Below are 17,806 nucleotides of genomic sequence, written 5' to 3'. Positions count from 1 at the left end.
ATACTATTTGATAGGATTAAAAGTTTTTAGCCATGTTTTTAAATTTGGCTTATTATTCCATAGTGTTTTCTTCAAGCGGTATATTCTAGGTTGATATATACTTCAAAGAGATTCAAGATTCTCAACGAAGGTGCAGTTCTTCATTCCAACTGAGCCCAGGACTCCATCACATTTACCATGAAAAGTAACCTTCATCCCTTTTTCCAATTGGGCAACTAACTCTTCATCATCTATGTAGCACTGTACACCGAACATGACGTTATCAGTTTTAAGTACCACATAAATATCGTCAAGGATGTCCTTACCAATATCGCTGATGACTCCTTCAACGTAGAAGTATTTATCCTTGTATCTCTTGTCAGCCAGCACTTCATTATCCTCATACTGTTTGAATAACTGTCTTGCCGAAATGGTAGATTGTTTACGCTGTTCAATTTCCTTTAACCGTTCAACCTCCTGAATACTGTCAAGCTTATACTGTGTCAATTCTACTTGTGGAGATTCAAGTATACTAATATCCTTATTTCCCCCTTCATTAGGACTTTCTGGCCCCAGACTCGGAATGAATATAATGGCAATTATTATCGTAGCAGTGACTTTCCACCACTTCGCAATTGTCCTAGACTTCCACAGTGCATATAGCCCAACTGGAAATATAAATACCAGTAATAGATGAGTTAGAAACTGGTTGTCATACCATTTTTTGTCTGAGTTTTCCATAAGAATAGAGTTTCCCTAAAGCTAAGGAATAATATCATAAACTGTCATATATGATAGTGTTTTTAATGACAGTAAATCGTTGCTTAGTCATGGTTGCTAAGCATTCATGGAAGCAGATAAAGAAATATTTCTTAAATCATTTGGAGGACATCTTAAAGAGTTGAGAACCAAATATGGCCTAAGTACTATCGAAATGGCCAAAAGAATGTTTATGGATTCAGGGAATTACACCAGGCTGGAAACTGGTAAGACTAACCCGACAATTTATACTTTGAAGAAGTTCTGCAAGGTTCTTGATATTAACCTGGAACAATTAATGAAAAATTTTGAAGATTAGTCCAATTCCAGATTAAGGTTATTCTTTAGGAGCGAAAGTAAATTTTTTGGTAAATCTTGTTTAACCAATAGATCACCGGTAGCTGATCTTAACCAATCATTAACAGCCATTTCAAATTTCCATTCTTTGAGGTTAAACTCGACAGAGCTTGCAGTTGCTTCATTCTTTTTACCAACATTGAATCCAAACCGATCGAAAATTCTTCTTTTTGACATTACTGTCAAAATATTATCTAATGCAGAAACATATACGTATGGAGAAACAGTTTTTTTCGATTTAGACTCAAGATCAGGTTCAGTAAAAATTTTGCTACCGTATTTTATAACTTCTATCAAATTAGTTTCTAAACATTTGACTTTTGAAAAAGATTGTCCCCACGGTTGAACATGCTTCCAAGGAAATATTTCCATCCACTCATTTCTAAGAATTTGACCCATTTCGCCCGTTTGGGTTATTATATGAAAATGTGGATTATAGGTTCTTTTCCGGGGGTTGAAATTGCACTCAAATGAACGAATCCCCTTGAGGCGAATCCCCTTTCCCCTCTGATGTCTTTTCCTATGTTTCCCTATTATATCTCGTAAAACCTTGTGCAGTCCATCCGCATATCGATTTAACTCTTTAGCCGGGATGGATTTAATCGTCAATGTCAAAAAATGCGCATCATCCCAAGAGCTCATTACGGGGTAATATTTGTTAATGAGATCAGCTTTCCGAATTGCACTGCATAAAGTACAAACTCTATTCTTACAATATTTTCCGTAAAGACGTCCACTTTTTTCATAAATGCTATCAAAACAATAATATGAGTTCCAGTAGGATTTGACTTGTTCTAGCTTCCCCTTCTTTTCAGCAACCTCTATCAGGTTTAGAATCATTACTTGAGTAATTGTTTTTTTCTTTAGCCAACTCTTGAGCTGTTTTTTGTTCTTAACATCAACCCCTTGACCATTGATTAAGACTGAGTTTGTCTCGCTTTGTGCTAATGTATCAAGTTGTCCTCCCCTCGAAGAAACTGTTTTTTGCTCCACAATTACTCCCTCTTTCCCAACTCGTTTATCTCAGATATCTTTAAATAGCTTCTGTCTCCAATTTTTATCAATTGTAATTGACCTCTTTTGATCATCCTGTAGATGCTCATTCTTGATATATCCAATGCATTTGAAGCTGCCTGAATGGAGATAAGGTTCAGAGAAGGTCGATAGGCCTTGTTTAGCTCTCTATCAATGATTTGCCTTATTTCTTGCTCTGTCATTGGACAAAGCTTGTATCATAATGTCACAAACAGGGCCGGTGACATGTCACCTTCGTAAGAAGGTGCTGAATATTTCTTCGTTCTTAGCCGAATTATCCATAAGAAATCCTCTCTGCAGAAAAAAATTTGCGTGTTTATCTAGTATATTTTTGTTCTCTTTTCTGAAGTCACCCAAAAGACGATTGTAAGCTCTATGAATTGCATTATAGGAAAAACTGTGATTCTGAGCTAGGCTTCTCAACTCTTTTTTTGTGAACATTGGATGTCCATTAGTGTTTTTATCTGGATTCTTTGAGTTTACAATATCAAACCATCTAACAATCATACATCCAGCCATAAACTTGTAGGCACTAATACTTAATCGTTCCTCTTCCTCTTCCTGCAGGAATAGAAGTTCATATTTAGCTAAGTCTTGGATTTTATCAATTAATTCATCCTTAGTCCATTTTAGCAATTTCTCCCTATCGTACCGAAATATCATGATGTCATTTTAGTCATCTCCCGAATAACAGTAAGTTGATCTGCTTTGACATACTGCCGGAAAACAGATTCTGTCTTATGTCCTGTATAAGCCATAATTTCTTGAATAGGCATTTTTTCCAGGAATCTGTTAGTAGCAAAACTTCTTCGTCCAGTGTGACTTGAGACTAACTCCCACTTCTTCTTTACAGCGTCCACTCTCATCCCTCCTTTTGTTTTAGTTATTGTTACTGACTTATCTATTCCGGCAGCCCTGCAAATTACCTTTAGAAGTCGATTAAAATATTGGTCAGCAAATGAAGGGAGATTATTATCATATTTACCTAATATCCTCTTTGCTTCCCTATTCAATGGTATGGTGACATTCTGATAGGTCTTAATCGCTTTGATCATTATGTAGTCATCAAACACATGACTTTCATTGATTCTTTTTGCATCACTAATTCTCAATGCGGTATTGCATAGAAATAAGAACAAATCTCTACATCTCTCATGAGATGGATCATCATACTGAAATTCCTTTAATTGATTCAGTTCATCAGTGGTGAGGTATACGTTATCACTTTCCTCTCTTAGAACCTTAAAAGACTTCTTATGAAAATCAGGATTAACCGGATAGTTCAAATCCTCGGCCATATTAAGGATGGTTCGGATATTTCTAATTTGTTTTCCAACATAGTTCTTTGCATAGTTTTGAGCATTCAACCAGTTAGTAAACTTTGCGTGGAAATCCAGATTTATAGTGGCAAAACTTATAAAGTAGTTAGTCTCCTTTTCGAATTTCTTTAACTGATTGAATGTTGTTTTAAGAGCCTTGATAGAACCGGTCTTCCATGATTTCCGATTTATCTCAATCTCGGAATTATAAAAATCGAAAAAATCCTTCTCAACTAATGTTGGGATCCTCCCTAATAACTTATCTAATTCCCTTCTCAGAACTTCCTTGTTAATAGGGCTTCCATCTGCTTTCTCCGTTACCTCTCTAACCTTGCTCAAAATCCGATTGAGCATTTTGTTCCTTCTCTCTCCCATCGGAAAAGTCTTACCTACCCTAAACTTTCCTTTACTGGTATCCCATTCTGAGGGTTTAGCAGGAATACCCAATGCATAACTAAATCTTCCGCCAGGGAACAATCGAGATGAAATGAGAAATACAACATTCGCTTTATTGTTGTCCAGAGAGAATCTTGGATTTAGACGAAAAGATTGTTTTGTTCGAGGCATGTACTACGATATGTACTACAAAATAAATAAAAAATTGACACAGTGTTACATGAAGTTACAGTCTTCTATCAAGTAATAAAGGCTATGTGATATGATAAGGATATTTTTTGACTAGATGTTACAGCCTGTTTCAATAAGGTGTTAGTACTGGTGGGCCCACTATTAAAGCACAGCGTAAGTTGTGCTTTTTTTGTTTTTATGTGTAGATAGATCGTGTGAGAAAATCAAGGCTCATGTAAAATTGCCCTACCGTGATAGCTTAATGAGACAATTCAATAATTAATGCTTCATGCTTTCAATGGTAATTGAATGCAAAATGTTGTGCCCTGCCCTTCCACACTTTCACAGGTAAGTTTTCCCTGGTGCTCTTTGATTATTATATGTGCCACAGACAAACCCAATCCTTTACCGGTTCCCATTTTTTTCGTGGTGAAAAAAGGGTCAAATATCTGTTTCTGAATGGCATCCGGAATGCCAATTCCATTATCCTTTATATAAACGGAAAGTTGATTTTCGCTTCGGATGGTACTGATCTCAATCCTAGGCTTATTGACATCATTTGTGAAAGTGGCAGAATTGAGTAGCAGGTTAAACAAGGCCTGATTTATTTTTTCAGGACTGCATTTCAAGCTTATGTTTTGGGGAACATAGTTTAAGATAATCTCCGCATTGTCCTTGAACCTGTGCTTCACTAGATTAAGCGTCTGATTGATCTCGGCATGGATATCCACCAGCTTTTGCTCGTTATGGCCACTTGAATCAAAAACTTTGAGGTTGCTAACTACTTTTTTTATTCGAGTTGCTCCAGTCTCTATTATTGAGAGCATTTCTGAAACCTTCTGATTTTCAGTGGGTTCATTGATACCTCGCTTAATTAACTCTACTCCGTTGAAAATATAGTTCAGCGGATTGTTGATTTCATGCGCCATACCACCAGCCAATAATCCGATGGCAGCCATTTTTTCATTGGCCACCAATTGAAGCTGTGCTTGCTTCAAATCTGCATGAGCGGAAGCCAGCTTTTCTGCGTAAATGGCGGTTTCATTACGCTCTTGTCGGAGATTAATTACTTTTCTGTAAACATTTCCTAAATCATAAATAAGGAGTAAATACCTTATTTCATCAGCCTCGTCTGGCAATCTTTTTATGAGAAAATCATAGATGGAATGACGTCCGTGAAATTCGACTTCAATGCAATCGAGCCTGAACTCCTCTCCCACTGCTAACTCCTCCACCATCTCACTAAGCCCTAAAAACACTTCATTTCCTTTGATCAAGGAGGTGCCAGGGCTCAATGCAATCAATTGGTCATCTGAACTCAAGGCAACGCCTTTCTTGTCAAGAATGATCGCTTGAATATTTTGATGGAGAATTTGATTTTTTATTTGATTCAGGTCCATAAACGGAATCTGTTAGCCACGCAATGATAGATAACAATAAGTCTGCGATTCAATAAATTGGGTGAACAGCCAAATAACTCGATTAAGTATATCATCCTTTACGCAATTCACCTTACTCTCAATTTGGCTTATCTGATTTTTAGCACTTCTAAATAAGGTTTTGGGTCGTTCAACGAATATTAGATAAAGCTTTTGATTAGTGATTTAGCTTGCTTCACATATAATAATTGGAACGAAACCCATCACCCCATCAAACCAAGCCCCATGAAAACGTTAGTATGTGCATTACTTATCTTTTGCTCTTTCAACCTTTTATCTCAAAATGTTGATTTGAAGCAGGCCATCAAACATTACGATTCACAGAATTTTGGTATTGCTGAAAAAGAAATCAATCAAGCATTGACACAACCTTTCACATCAGATGAAGAGGTTGCCAGTGCTATGTATTACTATTTCTTGATCAATATGGAGATATATGGATCGACAGAGGCATTGCAAAACAATGTGGAGCTCACCGAAAAAATCGCAGAGGCTTACACGATCTATATTCAGAAAGAGCAAACAAGAAAAACCGAAATCGCAGCTGGCCTAGTGAGGCTATCTCATCTGCTTGTAGATATTGCTGCAAAGCAATATGAATCCGAACAGCACAGCGAATACTTCTACACCATGGATCATATTGCGCTTCTTTTAGAGACCATAGGAGAAGATACGGGCGATTTTATAGAGAAACTTGCGGAGGATGCTACAAGACTTGGACGCGATCTTAGAGCGATGAGCTATTGGCACCAAATGATTATAAAAAATCACAAGAAAGAATTCGCCTATAAAGAGCTGCTCGCCATACTTTATAAGTTAGAAAAGTATGATCAAGTAGATCAACTGCTAAGTGATGCAAAAAATGATTGCCCAAACAGCAATCGCTTTGCTAAAATCGAAATCATGCGGTACACAGACAAAGGCATGAAATACAGTGCACTACAGCTTGCTAAACGAGTGGTAACCGAAGAGCCAAACAACCTTGACGTTGTTTATCTATACGGTCTATTAAGCGCACAGCATAACGAACATGATGAAGCGTTTTCTTCATTTGTTAAGGTCACTCGTATGAACGAGGATCATTTTGAAGCCAATAGAGAACTGGGTAAGCATTACTATCGCTTTAGCAATCAGGAAGGTCATCTAAACCTGGCCTTGAAATATTTTGAAAAAGCTTATGCACTCGAGCCAAAAAATACCGAGGTAAGAGACTTGCTGCATAGTGTATACTTGGAAACCGGTAATACCGCCAAAGCCCTCAGCCTCAATTAATTGACAACACCAACGGTCTCAAGATCCTTCTTTTTCTACAAACCAAACATCAAATGGTTTATGTGTCTTAGCAAGGATCATTGGATGAAATAGTTTTCCGAAATCATTTCTCGTTTCGCCGCTCATCCACTAATTGCTTGACTAATACCACTATTTCTAGCTTCTTGCTTTACAAATCTCTGCGACTATGAAAAAGCTACTTTCTTCGATCCTGTTATCGCTTGTTTGTTTAGGCTTTGGTTATACCCAGCCCAATAAGATCATCCAATCTGCTCTGGATAGCATTCTGTCTGCTTCAGATTATCCAGGTCTTGTTTTTACCCACATCGATTCCAACAATCATGTGCGCACATTTGCCAGTGGTTGGGCTGACAAAGAAAACCAGGTAGAGATGGCTACAAGCCACAAACTACACGGTGGAAGTACGGGCAAAAAGGTAGTTTCTGCTGTAGTGATGCAGTTGATCTCAGAGGGCAAATTGAATCTGGAGGATAGATCATCCAAATTTCTGGGAGATTACGCATGGTACGGCAGGCTTGCGAATGCGAAAGAAATCACGATTCGAAACTTGCTTCAGCACACCTCGGGAATAATACGCTATGAATTTAAAGATGCATTCCTGGAAGACCTTAAGAAAGATCCGACAAGGGTATGGAAGCCAGAAGAGCTGCTGTCTTACGTACTCGATGATGAACCGCCCTTTGAAGCTGGAAGCGGGTTTACTTATGCGGACACCAATTATATACTTCTGGGTATGATTATCGAACAGATCAGTGGGAATGATTTTTATTCGGAGGCCAATAGGCGCGTCTTGAAACCTTTGTCTCTCACTAGCTTTTCTCCTACCAGCAACGACGCGATAGCTAAGATGGCTCAAGGGTATTACACCGAAGGATCCGAATACGCTCTGGGCTTCAAGGCTCCTTTTTTAGTAGATGGAAGGGCGCAGAATAACATGCAATTTGAATGGACCGGTGGGGGCTACTTCTATGAAAATGCAGATTATGCCAGACTTCTAAAAAGCATCTATGAAGGAGAGGCTTTTGATATGACGCAACTCAGAGCTGATTTTTTCAGCTACGTAAATGCACCTGAAATTCAAGGTAGTTATGGATTGGGGGTTATCAAATACGAATTCCCTGGTTTGGGTACCTTCATCGGCCACTCGGGCTTTTTTCCCGGATATAACACCGCAGGATTTTATCATGCGGAATCCCGGCAAGTATTTACCATGCAAATCAATTCAACGGAAATGCCTCAGCTGAGGAGATTCTTCACCGATTACCTTGGTATGGTTCGCATGATTATGAATTATGATATGTCTAAATAGCCTTGAATTCGCTCCTATCTAATTCTGAACTCCCAGTTTCTTCAGTATATCATTCATCAAGCACCATTTTGCAAAAGGTTTGCTCCTACAAAAGCCGTGAACCAAAGCCAGTTTTGATTCACATAAATGGAAAGAAGTAAGCTTGTCAAGATAAAAATTCCTGCGATTGCATGTACTATTCTATTGATCATGTTGTTCGATGGTTGGTTTATAATTCTGCTGCTGACATCTCTACCAAAGTTCTATAAGCACATAGTGTGTGTTTAGTAAATCTGGACATCAACCTAGCTGCACCTCTGATGATGATGTTATCCGATACGAGCACAATTCTTTCGGTTTGATCATAGAGGGAGTTCATTTGCTCCATCCATAGATCTTTTGCTTGCTTATCGAATCCGCTCATGTTCTGACAGTCCCAGATATGAACGAATTTTTCAGATGGATTCATTTTACACTGACTCTTCCATTCATCTATTGCATCAGATGATAATTCATGTGTGAATTTTCCATTGAAAGTGAAATGAAGATAGTTATGGCTATTTTGACTAAATTTCTTGACTTCAACACCCTCTACGGGTACAGAAAAAGGTATAGACTCACTCATTTGCATAGATAATTATTTAGGGTTTTCGCTTCTACGAAGGTAAAAATTATCATTTGATAATAATCAATCGAATAAATGGATTGGTCGAGTAATGCACGCGACTGATGGAAGGGTGGTAAAAAAAATGGTTTTAAATCTGAAATCCTTAAGATTAATGCAACTCTTGGCCTGATTATCTGTCTAATTCAATATGATTCTTAGCAAAGGCGCATATTTCGGATTAAAAGATAGGGTTCGGGTATTGGATGACTATCTAGTTACGCTTACTTACTATCAAGACCAGCACAAAATACCCCACCATGCGCATGAATCTGCTTATGCAAGTATTGTTCTTCGTGGCAAATACTTAGAAAAAAGAAAATCCAGCTCCGAAGGAACAGAAGTTGGTACCTCCAAGGTTGTCTTTCGTCAGATGGGATACGAACATGCCAATGAGTTTTCTAACACTGGTGGTGTGTGTCTCAACATAGAATTGAATGACGAATCTAAAGATAAGCTGGGGCTCTTCTCATTGTTATTCAAAGAATATCACACTACCCCACCCACCTTGGAAATTGCCAAGGTAGTCAATGCCTTACTCGCGGGATACAGAGACGATGAAATCAACTGCTTAATAGGGGAATTTTTCGCCTCTTTCCTTCTTCAGACTCAAGGGGTAAGAGATTCCGTAGTGGTAAATAAAGCCGTGGATTTTATTTCAGAAAATTTTCATCGGTCGCTTTCATTGGAAGAAATTGCTGCATTTGCCAACGTACATCCAGTATATCTCGCCAGAGCTTTTAAAAACAAAATGAATAGTACCATAGGCGATTTCATTCGGTCCAAGCGTATTACATCTGCCTATTTTGATTTATTTAATGCGGAGTCTACACTTACAAATACTGCATTCTCCACCGGTTTTTTTGATCAAGCTCACTTCATTAAATCCTTCAAGGGCTCTTTTAATCAAACGCCTACTCAAAGTAAAAATCTGCAAAAGTTAATCTGATACAATTATCCGCATTGATCAGTCCGTTGATTTGCTAGATCAAAAAATCAAAAAAGGACTATGAAATTGTATTTTATCCAACTGCTAAAGATTGTCTTATTCAGTGGGCTGGTAAGCACCTCCTGCGCTCAAAGCAGTCGTTCCATCGATGATGCTCAAAACGCCTACTTCCAAATGGATCACAAAAAAGCATATGCAACATTTGCCAATGTAATGCGTGACCGCCAGCAAACGATCGACGATCGAATCATTGCTACTTTCTACACTGCCAAAATGCAATGGATGTTTTATCAAAATCCAGATAGCGCATTTTTACTCATTGCAAAAGGACTAGAACTGAACGAAGATCAAGCTAAATTTCATTTACTAAGGGCGCGAATTCTGAACGAACAAGGCAAGTACGATGAAGCAATGCAAGCAGCAACCTTAGCGTCTGCCTCAGGCGAATCAGAAAAAGATTTTTACGATGCTGAATTTGCATTTTGCTACAGTATTCTTGAAAAACACAAATCTCTGGCCAGCACTAACAATCAAGCGTTCAATCCTGAACATCAGCAGCTGCTGGAAGGGTATTCAAGACTCAAAAAATTGGCTGATCCAAGGCCCGGCGATGTGGCAATTGCGAAGCTGCAAATTGGGTACGCGCTTTTAGTCGGAAGCGGTGAAGATTTGTTCAATGGCTGGATGTCCTACTTCAGGTTGACCCGCATTGATCAGGTACACCCCTCTCTGATAGAGCAAATAGACGAGTTTCAGGAGGCAGCCAAATCATACAGCAGCACGAGCACGCTAAAAACTAAGGAGGCTGTGCTTCTGGGACTTGCTGAGAGCGGATTCTACGAATACGCTGCATTGGTACACTCACTATATTTTGATAAAAACCCATCTTCCGATCAGGACATCAAAGAAATCCTGCTTTACCACCAATTCATTGAATCCATACAATCGATGACACTTGCCTTCTATCAAGAAATAATCGCCAATGGAGAACGGTCAAACAATGAACGTAAGGAAATATATGTCAACCAATTGGTACCTTATGCCATGAAGCTTTGGAAAGCTTTGGAGTGGAATAGCGGGCAGCCAACCTTCACAAAGGAAGGGTTTGAAAGAGAACTGCGTAAACGCTTCAAAGCAATCATTAGTCCTTTCAGTGCGAATGGATATTTTGGCCTGCAAATGGGGCACATTGTTTTGAATGATAAGCGCTCCATCAAACAATATGGTGAGGAAGCTGTATTCAGCTACATCGCGGTAGATCATATGGTTTCGAATGGATACTCCGGATGGTTTTGGGACGGCCTGGCACAAACCGGAGGTTGGGCAGATGATGAAGGATTTTTGCAAGTCAGGAGTGCCTACACGTCTGGCCCAGTCAATAAATGGGTTAAGCAAACGGATTCGGTACAGATCAAAGAATGGAAAGAGGACATTGAAAAGTACAGTCTCAAGGATGATTCCATAGCACAAGAAAATCCATATGCATTTTTGAGAGGCTTAAGTCTGAGGCTTGATCGATTGCAGGAACAGTCACTATTGGACTCACTTAAAAGTAGTGGACTAATAGTTGCTGAGCTGCGAATTGCCTTCATCAACACCATCGAGTTTCTAGACCTGGAATCCGGAATCTATGCGCATGAAGGAAGGCATGTCATTGACAAGAAAAACAACTACTCTAAAAAGTCAGCAAAACTCGAGTACACCGCTAAACTATCCGAGATATATTTTTCTTCTAAACCAATGATGGCCGTATCTGCGGTGATTTCCAGAAACATCGGAGATGACACTTCGCACGGGAAGGCTAACCTCAAAGTGGTCAAAGGATTGGTTGATTGGATGGAAAAGAACAGCAAAGAAATTGTCGACTATGACGCTGCAAGACCAACACTCCCACAGCTTGATAAACTTTCCGACTCACAATTGAAAAGAGCTGTTAAATCACTGGACCCTATGGCGGATTGAGCTAGATGTATCCAACCCTGCCGGTGTGGGCATAGGAGATTAATCCAAATGCCTGCGCTAGTTAGAAGAATGGCAGCTCGTAAGGTTAAATTTCAAAATTGCTACTCGTTTTTATTTTGCTTTCTTCAGCTTCTTCTTCTTCTTCTCGTAGGTCGGAACGATCTGGTAACGCAGAATTTTTCTATCTCTTAGTGTTTCATATTCACTTACAAAACTTGCTACGTCGCTGTAGCCTTCATACTTCCTGCCAGGATATTTTGAGTCAGCTGTGAAATTGAATAAGCCGTTTTGATCCTTGTAAACAGCGATCCAATGTTTGCTTAAGGTGGAGCCTTTGATCGTTATTGGTTCAAATTCAATCATCAGGTAATTCGCCTCATATTCTTGCGGCATCTTCCGAAGCGTTTCTACCGCAAAGCGACTTAAATCCAGGCATACACCATTTGGGTTTTCATAAAACTCCTCAGGTGTCAGAATCTTTGTTTTGCTGCGTAAGTCACTGCCCTCTCCTAACTTGAGCGCTCTTGACATATCATATCCAAAGTACTTGCCAATCCATTGATTTACGCTATCAACATGATCCCAATTTTCTAAAATTTCCTGGTAGGATTTCTCGGAAGAAATACGTTGCTGGTCAGCGTTTGTGGGCGCATCAGATAACCTCATTTGTTCATCATCAGACTGAGCAATCACTGGTGTACCCAGAAACTTGGTAAAGCACAGAACTGAAATTAATAGTACTCGAGATTTAAAACGCATGACTAAAATTACTTCTATAGATTCAAGCGTTTTAACGATTCACGCAAGATGTGGTTGTAAAAAGCCTTTGCTAAAGTTGAATCAGTCTACATCGATTCCATCGCTATCAATCTCAATTTGCAGCTCTGATTATGAGGTTCATGGTTTCATTCGCTTCTGCCTCAAACTCACCCTCATCATCAGGTGTAGCTACCCACCTGCCTCCTTGGATTTTGACCCACATTCGATTGTTGACTTTGTCTTGCCACCAGGTTTCTCCATTGGAATTCATTACTTCTTCCAACGAATTCATCATTTCATACACGTGAAAATTGGCTGTGTTACTTATTTGCTGGATAAAAACAACCGGGTCTATGGAGCCATCAAACTGAATGCCAATAACCTGCAAATCTGATTCTTCCATCATACTCTCCACTTCCATATTGAAATTTGTAGGGTCAATGATTTCATCCGGAAACGTTAATTCGTACACCCCGTCCGGACTTGTTGCAAAATCTCGCATGTGGTTGAGTGCCCATTCTGGTTGTGATGTAGTCACAGCCCACGAACCTACCGGAGTAGCCAAATCCGCGGGATCATATCTATCTACATGAATGGCCATAAAATCTTCAAAATTGTAATTTTGAGGAGGACCAGGGCCAACTCCATGCAGGACGAACCCCAAGAAACCATAGAAAGGACCAGGAACACTTACCCCACCAACAACTTCAGACCCAAGCGCAGGGATGGTTACGTCTTTTCCATAGGTGAGAAAAGAGTCATCGTACACCAGGTAGTTTTCCTCAGGTCCCCAGTGCCCATATGGATCCCAAAGAGCGCTGGCTAACGTGAAGTAGGAGTTTGACGCCTTAAGTTTGACGCCTGGATCTGACGCTATCAAGAGGTTGTCATAATTCCGTACCTGTCCTTTGTCTACTGGCCTGAAGTAATAGTCATCTGTTGCAAAGACTCCTGCTCGATCATGCGCTGTCACCTGAAAATTCACTACTACGTTGTTCCTCATGCTGAATGCACTGTGATATGTAGCAAAAGCAGTCGGTGCAGCAGAAGGAAAAAATTGAAAATCAGCTATATCGGGCCTTCCTGTGCCGTTCATCATAAAGTTGAGGCTTGTCCCAACGATCAAGCTCCGCTCTATCACCCCATCAGCTCCAGAGCCTGCAAAGAATCTTCCGCAATTATCTGCTGAAACAAACTCATACATATCCGTCCAAACACCTCTATCCCAAGAACCATTGTCCATGTTCTTCCAGGTCTTTATTCTTGAAAGGGCAAATCTTCTCAGGTTTTCAAAGGAATTGGTATGAATGTCTGTTCTGCCATCAGTCGTGGACCAATACTGGAGAGGAGTCGTATTACCCTCATCATCCGATTGCGGATCATCGATGTGTATTCCATCGTTCCTGTTAGAGTGTGCCGTATTGTTATCAAAGATTCCAAATTCAAGCCGATTGGGACGCATCAATATTCCATCATCGTATAATACGGCATTACTTAGCCCAAATGGTCTCGACGGAAAGGCGAGCCAGTAGCCAAATGTCTGGCAATCGGCAGCTGTATTATTTGTAACGACATTGTCAGGGTTGGCAATCCAAAATCCGGATGATCCAAAATCCCCTACCTCATGCATCATCAGCTGACTTCCCCATTCTGGATTTCTCACATGCAAGATTAGGTTGCCATCAATGATGTTTCTCCGCTCAACTGCGTCTTCTGTAAAAAGACCATGCCCTCTCACATCATAAACAATGTTGTTTTGTACGAGCACGCCGTTTGTTCCATGAATAACAATGCCACGGTTAGCCGAGTTATTGATGGTATTGTTTCTAAAGTACTGCCCTGTAGCGTCAGCCAATGTTTCTGTGCCACTGTAGCTGAGCATATGCCAATGAAAAGGGTATCTTCTCAGGCGCCCCTCCTGTCCCACTCTTCTAAACTCTACGCCTTCTACGTGAGCTGTCGCCGAAGGCATTATCATCGTGTGGGCACCAAAACCTTGGGCCCATAACTCATCATCTGCAGATTGAATGACAATATTTCGCGTAAGGTTTCCAACTTCAGCCCGTTCGTCCAACACGAGCGGAGTGATCTCATTTCCCGTATCTGGTAAAGGCGCGGTGACTAGTCCGTTGGGAGATAGGCTCATGCCATCAGTTGTAGGGTATTGGAGCAAACCCCATCGATGCGCATTTAATCCTTCAGCTAGGGTCAAGGTAGTGCCATTAACCTCTGTCAATCCCACCCTTTGAGTAACAGAAATTCCAGCACCAGCTTCATAGTAGTCCGTCGGTGCAATTACGATTTGATCCTCAGCTTTCCAGTCTACTTCTTCTGTCAAAGTAAGTGAGGTCGATCCTAATTCTCCATGTGCGTTGATTTTGGTCCAAATCACATCAGGTGAAGCTCCATGCAATTCCAAGTTTCCATTCATGACCATAATTCCTCTGGTGCCCATTCCCATGATTTCTGCTTCAGTATCCTGATCATTAAGCGTGATAATGGCTTTTTGTGTGAATGGATTCTCTGTGGTTCCTACACGTAGTGTCCCATTCACCACGATCCATTCGGTGGTCAGCGACAGATCTGATCGATCGAATGATAAAACTCCATTGATTAGCAATCCTCCTAAGTCAGGCGGAGTCTCATCTAAAATGATATAATCGCCCTCAGCAATGGTAACTTCATCACCTGCTTGTGGTTTACCCGCGCTTCCCCATGTCGCGGGATCTGACCATAGGTTCGTGCTGGTAGTAGACTCGATCTCTATCACTTCTGAAAAGTGAGGTGTACAGCCCTCCTCTTCAATCCGCGCGCGATAATACATGCGCTCTTGACCGATCACCACCTCAAGCCCATTGATCGCTCCTCCATTGTAATCCACCCATTCACTATTGTCGTTGGAGTATTGCCACTGGATTTCGCCTCTATAGGTATCCCCTGTAAGTACCACTCTATCTTCAAGTGCCACAGAAAGACTTTGTTGACAGACTGCAGGTTTGGTTGAGATGATCAAAATCAAAACTGCGAGTTTCGTTAGTAATGCTCTCATTGAATTTTAATTTTAATGCGATCTGAACCTGAAACATGTTCAAAGTGGATGATATAAATCCCTTTAGGCAAATCCGACACTTCAACTTGAAGTTCTCCATTGGTCATCTTCCTTGATCTTACTTTCTTTCCATTGAGATCTATCAGCTTGATTTCAGCTTCCTTGATTGCAGACTTGATAGTGAAGGATGATTCTATTGGATTGGGGTAGACCGAAAAAACGTCCGATTCGTCTAAACCGGTAATGGGGCAATCAACGCCCTGGTTAATTGCAACTGTCACCTCATGTGTCGTTTGAGCGCTCACATGATAGCCTATCACAAAGCATAAAACAATGGTAATATATCTAGTCATATTTGAAGTATTCTAATAATCAAATATGCTTCTATGTGGATCGCCATGCAAATTTGCACGATATACAAACCGTCTACAAGGAGTTAACTATTCCAGGTTATGAATGAATAAATTGAGATCTGATTTTTCTGAGAGGTTGAATTTCTTTCTAAGCCGGTAACGAGCCATTCTTACACTCTTCGATTCAATGTTAAGTAAGACGGCTATCTCATTATTGGTCAAGTTCATTTTGATCAACGCGCTCAATCTTACCTCGCTTTGCGAGAGCGCTGGAAACTTCTTTCTCAGCATTTCAAAGAATGTAGCATGGACTTGGCTAAAGTATTTTTGAAAATTTTCCCAGTCTTTATCCAGCGCATTGTTCACGTTTATGATACTCTTGATTTTTTGCTTTTCGCTGCCTTCTAACTTTTCAACAAAATCCTCAATGTCCTTGATGCTGTTTTTTCGGTGAATCATGCTTAGGGTGTATGCGGAAAGTTCAGCTTGATTTTTTTCCAACTTTTCGGTTAAAAGTTGCTTCTCTTCACTCAATGATTTTTGCCTGATCAACTGACGAGATCGGTAATTGAAAAAACCGAGGAAGCCTATTGCAAGTAGTGAAATACAGCCAATAATAATTGTTCGTTGCTTATACCTATCGACTTCTCTTTCCCTCTGTAGGGTCTCTATCTCCTGTTGCTTTTTAGCTGTTTCAAGTGCTACCCGTTGATCGGCAAATATCTCCTGTATGCGATCATTGTTCAAAGAGTCCTTATACGCCAGACCGAGTGTGAGGTAATGAAATGCGCTATCGAATTGCCCCTGCTCTGCAAGCAGGTAGCTCAAGAATACGGTAGACTCTCTTGCCCATACTTTATCTTTTTGTTCAACAGCCAAGCTGAAACCTTCCCGCAGAAAAAAAGAAGCACTGTCAATCATTTGGAGCCCTCGATACGACTTCCCCAATTCCGTATAAATACCGAACAGTGCATTTTTATTCGCTTTGCGAAATTTTAGTGATTTTCTATTCAACAGAATGGCTTCTCGAAAATTTCCTTGTTGAAATTGGAGGTTTGAGAGGTTGGAAAGTGCCATACCTTGATAGCTACTGTCACTTCTTTTTTTAGCCTCTGACAGTGCTTTTTCATAGTAATACTGTGCGCTATCCAAGTTTCCAGCAAAATTATAAATACCTCCCAACGTTGAATATCCTGATTGATCATTGTCCTGTTCATTTAACTCAATGGATCTTCTGACATATTCTATTGCTTTGTCGTAGCTGCCCATTCTCATATAAACCAATGAGATGTTATTCAATTCGGATGATGTTTCACGATCCAACCCGTTGATTATTTTTAGCTGATAAGCCTTTGTGAACCATTCCAGGGCTTGTGTATAATTCGTTTGCATTCCTTGAATTACACCCAGACTATTGTAAACATCACCTTGCAATGCGATTGAGTCAGTCGCTAAAAAGGCTTCCATGGCATGGAGATAGTGCTCTTCACCATTCTTAAAATCTCTTGCCCGAACATGAATTTTACCTATGTACCAATGAGCCATTCCTTTCTCAAAAACAAAGTCATCTAGTTCAGGAAGTGCTTCATATAGCAACACAGTAGCTGTGTCTCTAAGCCCAGCATTGTAGTACGCCATGCCAGCATACATCTTACTCAACTCCACTCCCTTATCAAATCGTGTCTCCCTGGAAAGAATTAATGCTTGACTGGAATAATAAAGTCCACTGTCATACGAAGCTCGATACTTGTATGCCTTTTGGAAGAGTTCTTGAAGTTGCTCACTTTGTCCACTAACAATCAGCGATGTGAACATCAATAGGAAATGCAAGTATTTCTTCATAGGTGGATTATAGCTCAAACATAGGTATTTGGCTAAAGAATTTCGAAAGTGCTGCTTGAAGTGGGTTGTCGCAACACCTCGATACTAAATCTATCTGTGATCAACTTTTGGCTGTTACAAAAACCAAATAGAAAAAGGATAGCGCTGTCTCTGAGGAAGGTGGTTTAATATCGTTATTCATAATAAGCACAA

General features: G+C 40.1%; 17 protein-coding genes. 5 read left to right on the top strand and 12 right to left on the bottom strand.

Translation table 11 applies throughout. The features are described from left to right. Positions 1-102 precede the first annotated feature (102 nt). Positions 103-720, bottom strand: a complete 618-nt coding sequence (locus ABJF57_RS19105; protein WP_462232978.1) for an OB-fold protein — start codon at positions 718-720, stop codon at positions 103-105. A gap of 106 nt (positions 721-826) precedes the next feature. Between ABJF57_RS19105 and ABJF57_RS19100 the strand changes: the two genes are divergently transcribed. After that, a complete protein-coding gene (locus ABJF57_RS19100) occupies positions 827-1,057 on the top strand; it encodes a helix-turn-helix domain-containing protein (protein WP_462232976.1) in 231 nt (76 codons plus the stop codon). On the opposite strand, the gene ABJF57_RS19095 is transcribed toward ABJF57_RS19100, so the two are convergent. From ABJF57_RS19095 to ABJF57_RS19075, 5 genes are all read right to left on the bottom strand, one after another. After that, a complete protein-coding gene (locus ABJF57_RS19095; RefSeq protein ID WP_462232974.1) occupies positions 1,054-1,494 on the bottom strand; it encodes a hypothetical protein in 441 nt (146 codons plus the stop codon). The two genes, ABJF57_RS19100 and ABJF57_RS19095, sit on opposite strands and share 4 nt — an antisense overlap. Positions 1,495-2,090: 596 nt before the next feature. Next, positions 2,091-2,312 carry a helix-turn-helix transcriptional regulator gene (locus ABJF57_RS19090; protein WP_462232972.1) on the bottom strand — a complete coding sequence of 74 codons (222 nt, stop codon included), beginning with the start codon at positions 2,310-2,312 and terminating at the stop codon, positions 2,091-2,093. Positions 2,313-2,358: 46 nt separating this feature from the next. After that, on the bottom strand, positions 2,359-2,793 hold the full coding sequence (locus ABJF57_RS19085; RefSeq protein WP_462232971.1) for a hypothetical protein: 435 nt from the start codon (positions 2,791-2,793) through the stop codon (positions 2,359-2,361). Next, on the bottom strand, positions 2,790-4,016 hold the full coding sequence (locus ABJF57_RS19080) for a tyrosine-type recombinase/integrase (RefSeq protein WP_462232970.1): 1,227 nt from the start codon (positions 4,014-4,016) through the stop codon (positions 2,790-2,792). The genes ABJF57_RS19085 and ABJF57_RS19080 overlap by 4 nt, the downstream gene beginning before the upstream one ends. A 287-nt stretch (positions 4,017-4,303) precedes the next feature. Further along, entirely contained in the window at positions 4,304-5,416 is a 1,113-nt protein-coding gene (locus tag ABJF57_RS19075; RefSeq protein WP_462232968.1) for a sensor histidine kinase, read from the bottom strand. Positions 5,417-5,680: 264 nt separating this feature from the next. On the opposite strand from ABJF57_RS19075, the gene ABJF57_RS19070 reads away from it, so the two are divergent. Next, positions 5,681-6,727 carry a tetratricopeptide repeat protein gene (locus ABJF57_RS19070; protein WP_462232966.1) on the top strand — a complete coding sequence of 349 codons (1,047 nt, stop codon included), beginning with the start codon at positions 5,681-5,683 and terminating at the stop codon, positions 6,725-6,727. Between the two features lie 187 nt (positions 6,728-6,914). Next, positions 6,915-8,057, top strand: coding sequence for a serine hydrolase domain-containing protein (locus ABJF57_RS19065; protein ID WP_462232965.1), 1,143 nt, complete (start codon positions 6,915-6,917; stop codon positions 8,055-8,057). 56 nt (positions 8,058-8,113) lie between these two features. Here the strand turns inward: ABJF57_RS19065 and ABJF57_RS19060 are convergent, their stop codons facing one another. Beyond that, positions 8,114-8,248, bottom strand: a complete 135-nt coding sequence (locus ABJF57_RS19060; RefSeq protein ID WP_462232964.1) for a YgaP-like transmembrane domain — start codon at positions 8,246-8,248, stop codon at positions 8,114-8,116. A gap of 17 nt (positions 8,249-8,265) precedes the next feature. Further along, positions 8,266-8,661, bottom strand: a complete 396-nt coding sequence (locus ABJF57_RS19055; RefSeq protein ID WP_462232962.1) for a hypothetical protein — start codon at positions 8,659-8,661, stop codon at positions 8,266-8,268. A 190-nt stretch (positions 8,662-8,851) separates the two neighbouring features. Between ABJF57_RS19055 and ABJF57_RS19050 the strand changes: the two genes are divergently transcribed. Both ABJF57_RS19050 and ABJF57_RS19045 read left to right on the top strand, forming a co-directional pair. After that, positions 8,852-9,649, top strand: a complete 798-nt coding sequence (locus tag ABJF57_RS19050) for a helix-turn-helix transcriptional regulator (protein WP_462232960.1) — start codon at positions 8,852-8,854, stop codon at positions 9,647-9,649. 60 nt (positions 9,650-9,709) lie between these two features. Further along, positions 9,710-11,611, top strand: a complete 1,902-nt coding sequence (locus ABJF57_RS19045; RefSeq protein ID WP_462232958.1) for a tetratricopeptide repeat protein — start codon at positions 9,710-9,712, stop codon at positions 11,609-11,611. 111 nt (positions 11,612-11,722) lie between these two features. On the opposite strand, the gene ABJF57_RS19040 is transcribed toward ABJF57_RS19045, so the two are convergent. The 4 genes from ABJF57_RS19040 to ABJF57_RS19025 form a co-directional block, all read right to left on the bottom strand. Further along, positions 11,723-12,370, bottom strand: a complete 648-nt coding sequence (locus tag ABJF57_RS19040) for a transglutaminase-like domain-containing protein (protein ID WP_462232956.1) — start codon at positions 12,368-12,370, stop codon at positions 11,723-11,725. Positions 12,371-12,482: 112 nt separating this feature from the next. Continuing rightward, positions 12,483-15,419 (bottom strand): G8 domain-containing protein, encoded by a 2,937-nt coding sequence (locus ABJF57_RS19035; RefSeq protein WP_462232954.1) that lies wholly within the window; start codon positions 15,417-15,419, stop codon positions 12,483-12,485. After that, positions 15,416-15,772, bottom strand: a complete 357-nt coding sequence (locus tag ABJF57_RS19030) for a T9SS type A sorting domain-containing protein (RefSeq protein WP_462232953.1) — start codon at positions 15,770-15,772, stop codon at positions 15,416-15,418. The genes ABJF57_RS19035 and ABJF57_RS19030 overlap by 4 nt, the downstream gene beginning before the upstream one ends. A gap of 87 nt (positions 15,773-15,859) precedes the next feature. Then, positions 15,860-17,614 carry a tetratricopeptide repeat protein gene (locus ABJF57_RS19025; protein ID WP_462232951.1) on the bottom strand — a complete coding sequence of 585 codons (1,755 nt, stop codon included), beginning with the start codon at positions 17,612-17,614 and terminating at the stop codon, positions 15,860-15,862. Between the last annotated feature and the right edge of the window lie 192 nt (positions 17,615-17,806).

Source organism: Ekhidna sp., from assembly GCF_039940915.1.
In the GTDB taxonomy this organism is placed as follows: Bacteria; Bacteroidota; Bacteroidia; order Cytophagales; family Cyclobacteriaceae; genus Ekhidna.
The sequence above is the reverse complement of the archived record's forward strand: the minus strand, read 5'-3'. Positions and strand labels throughout refer to the sequence as shown.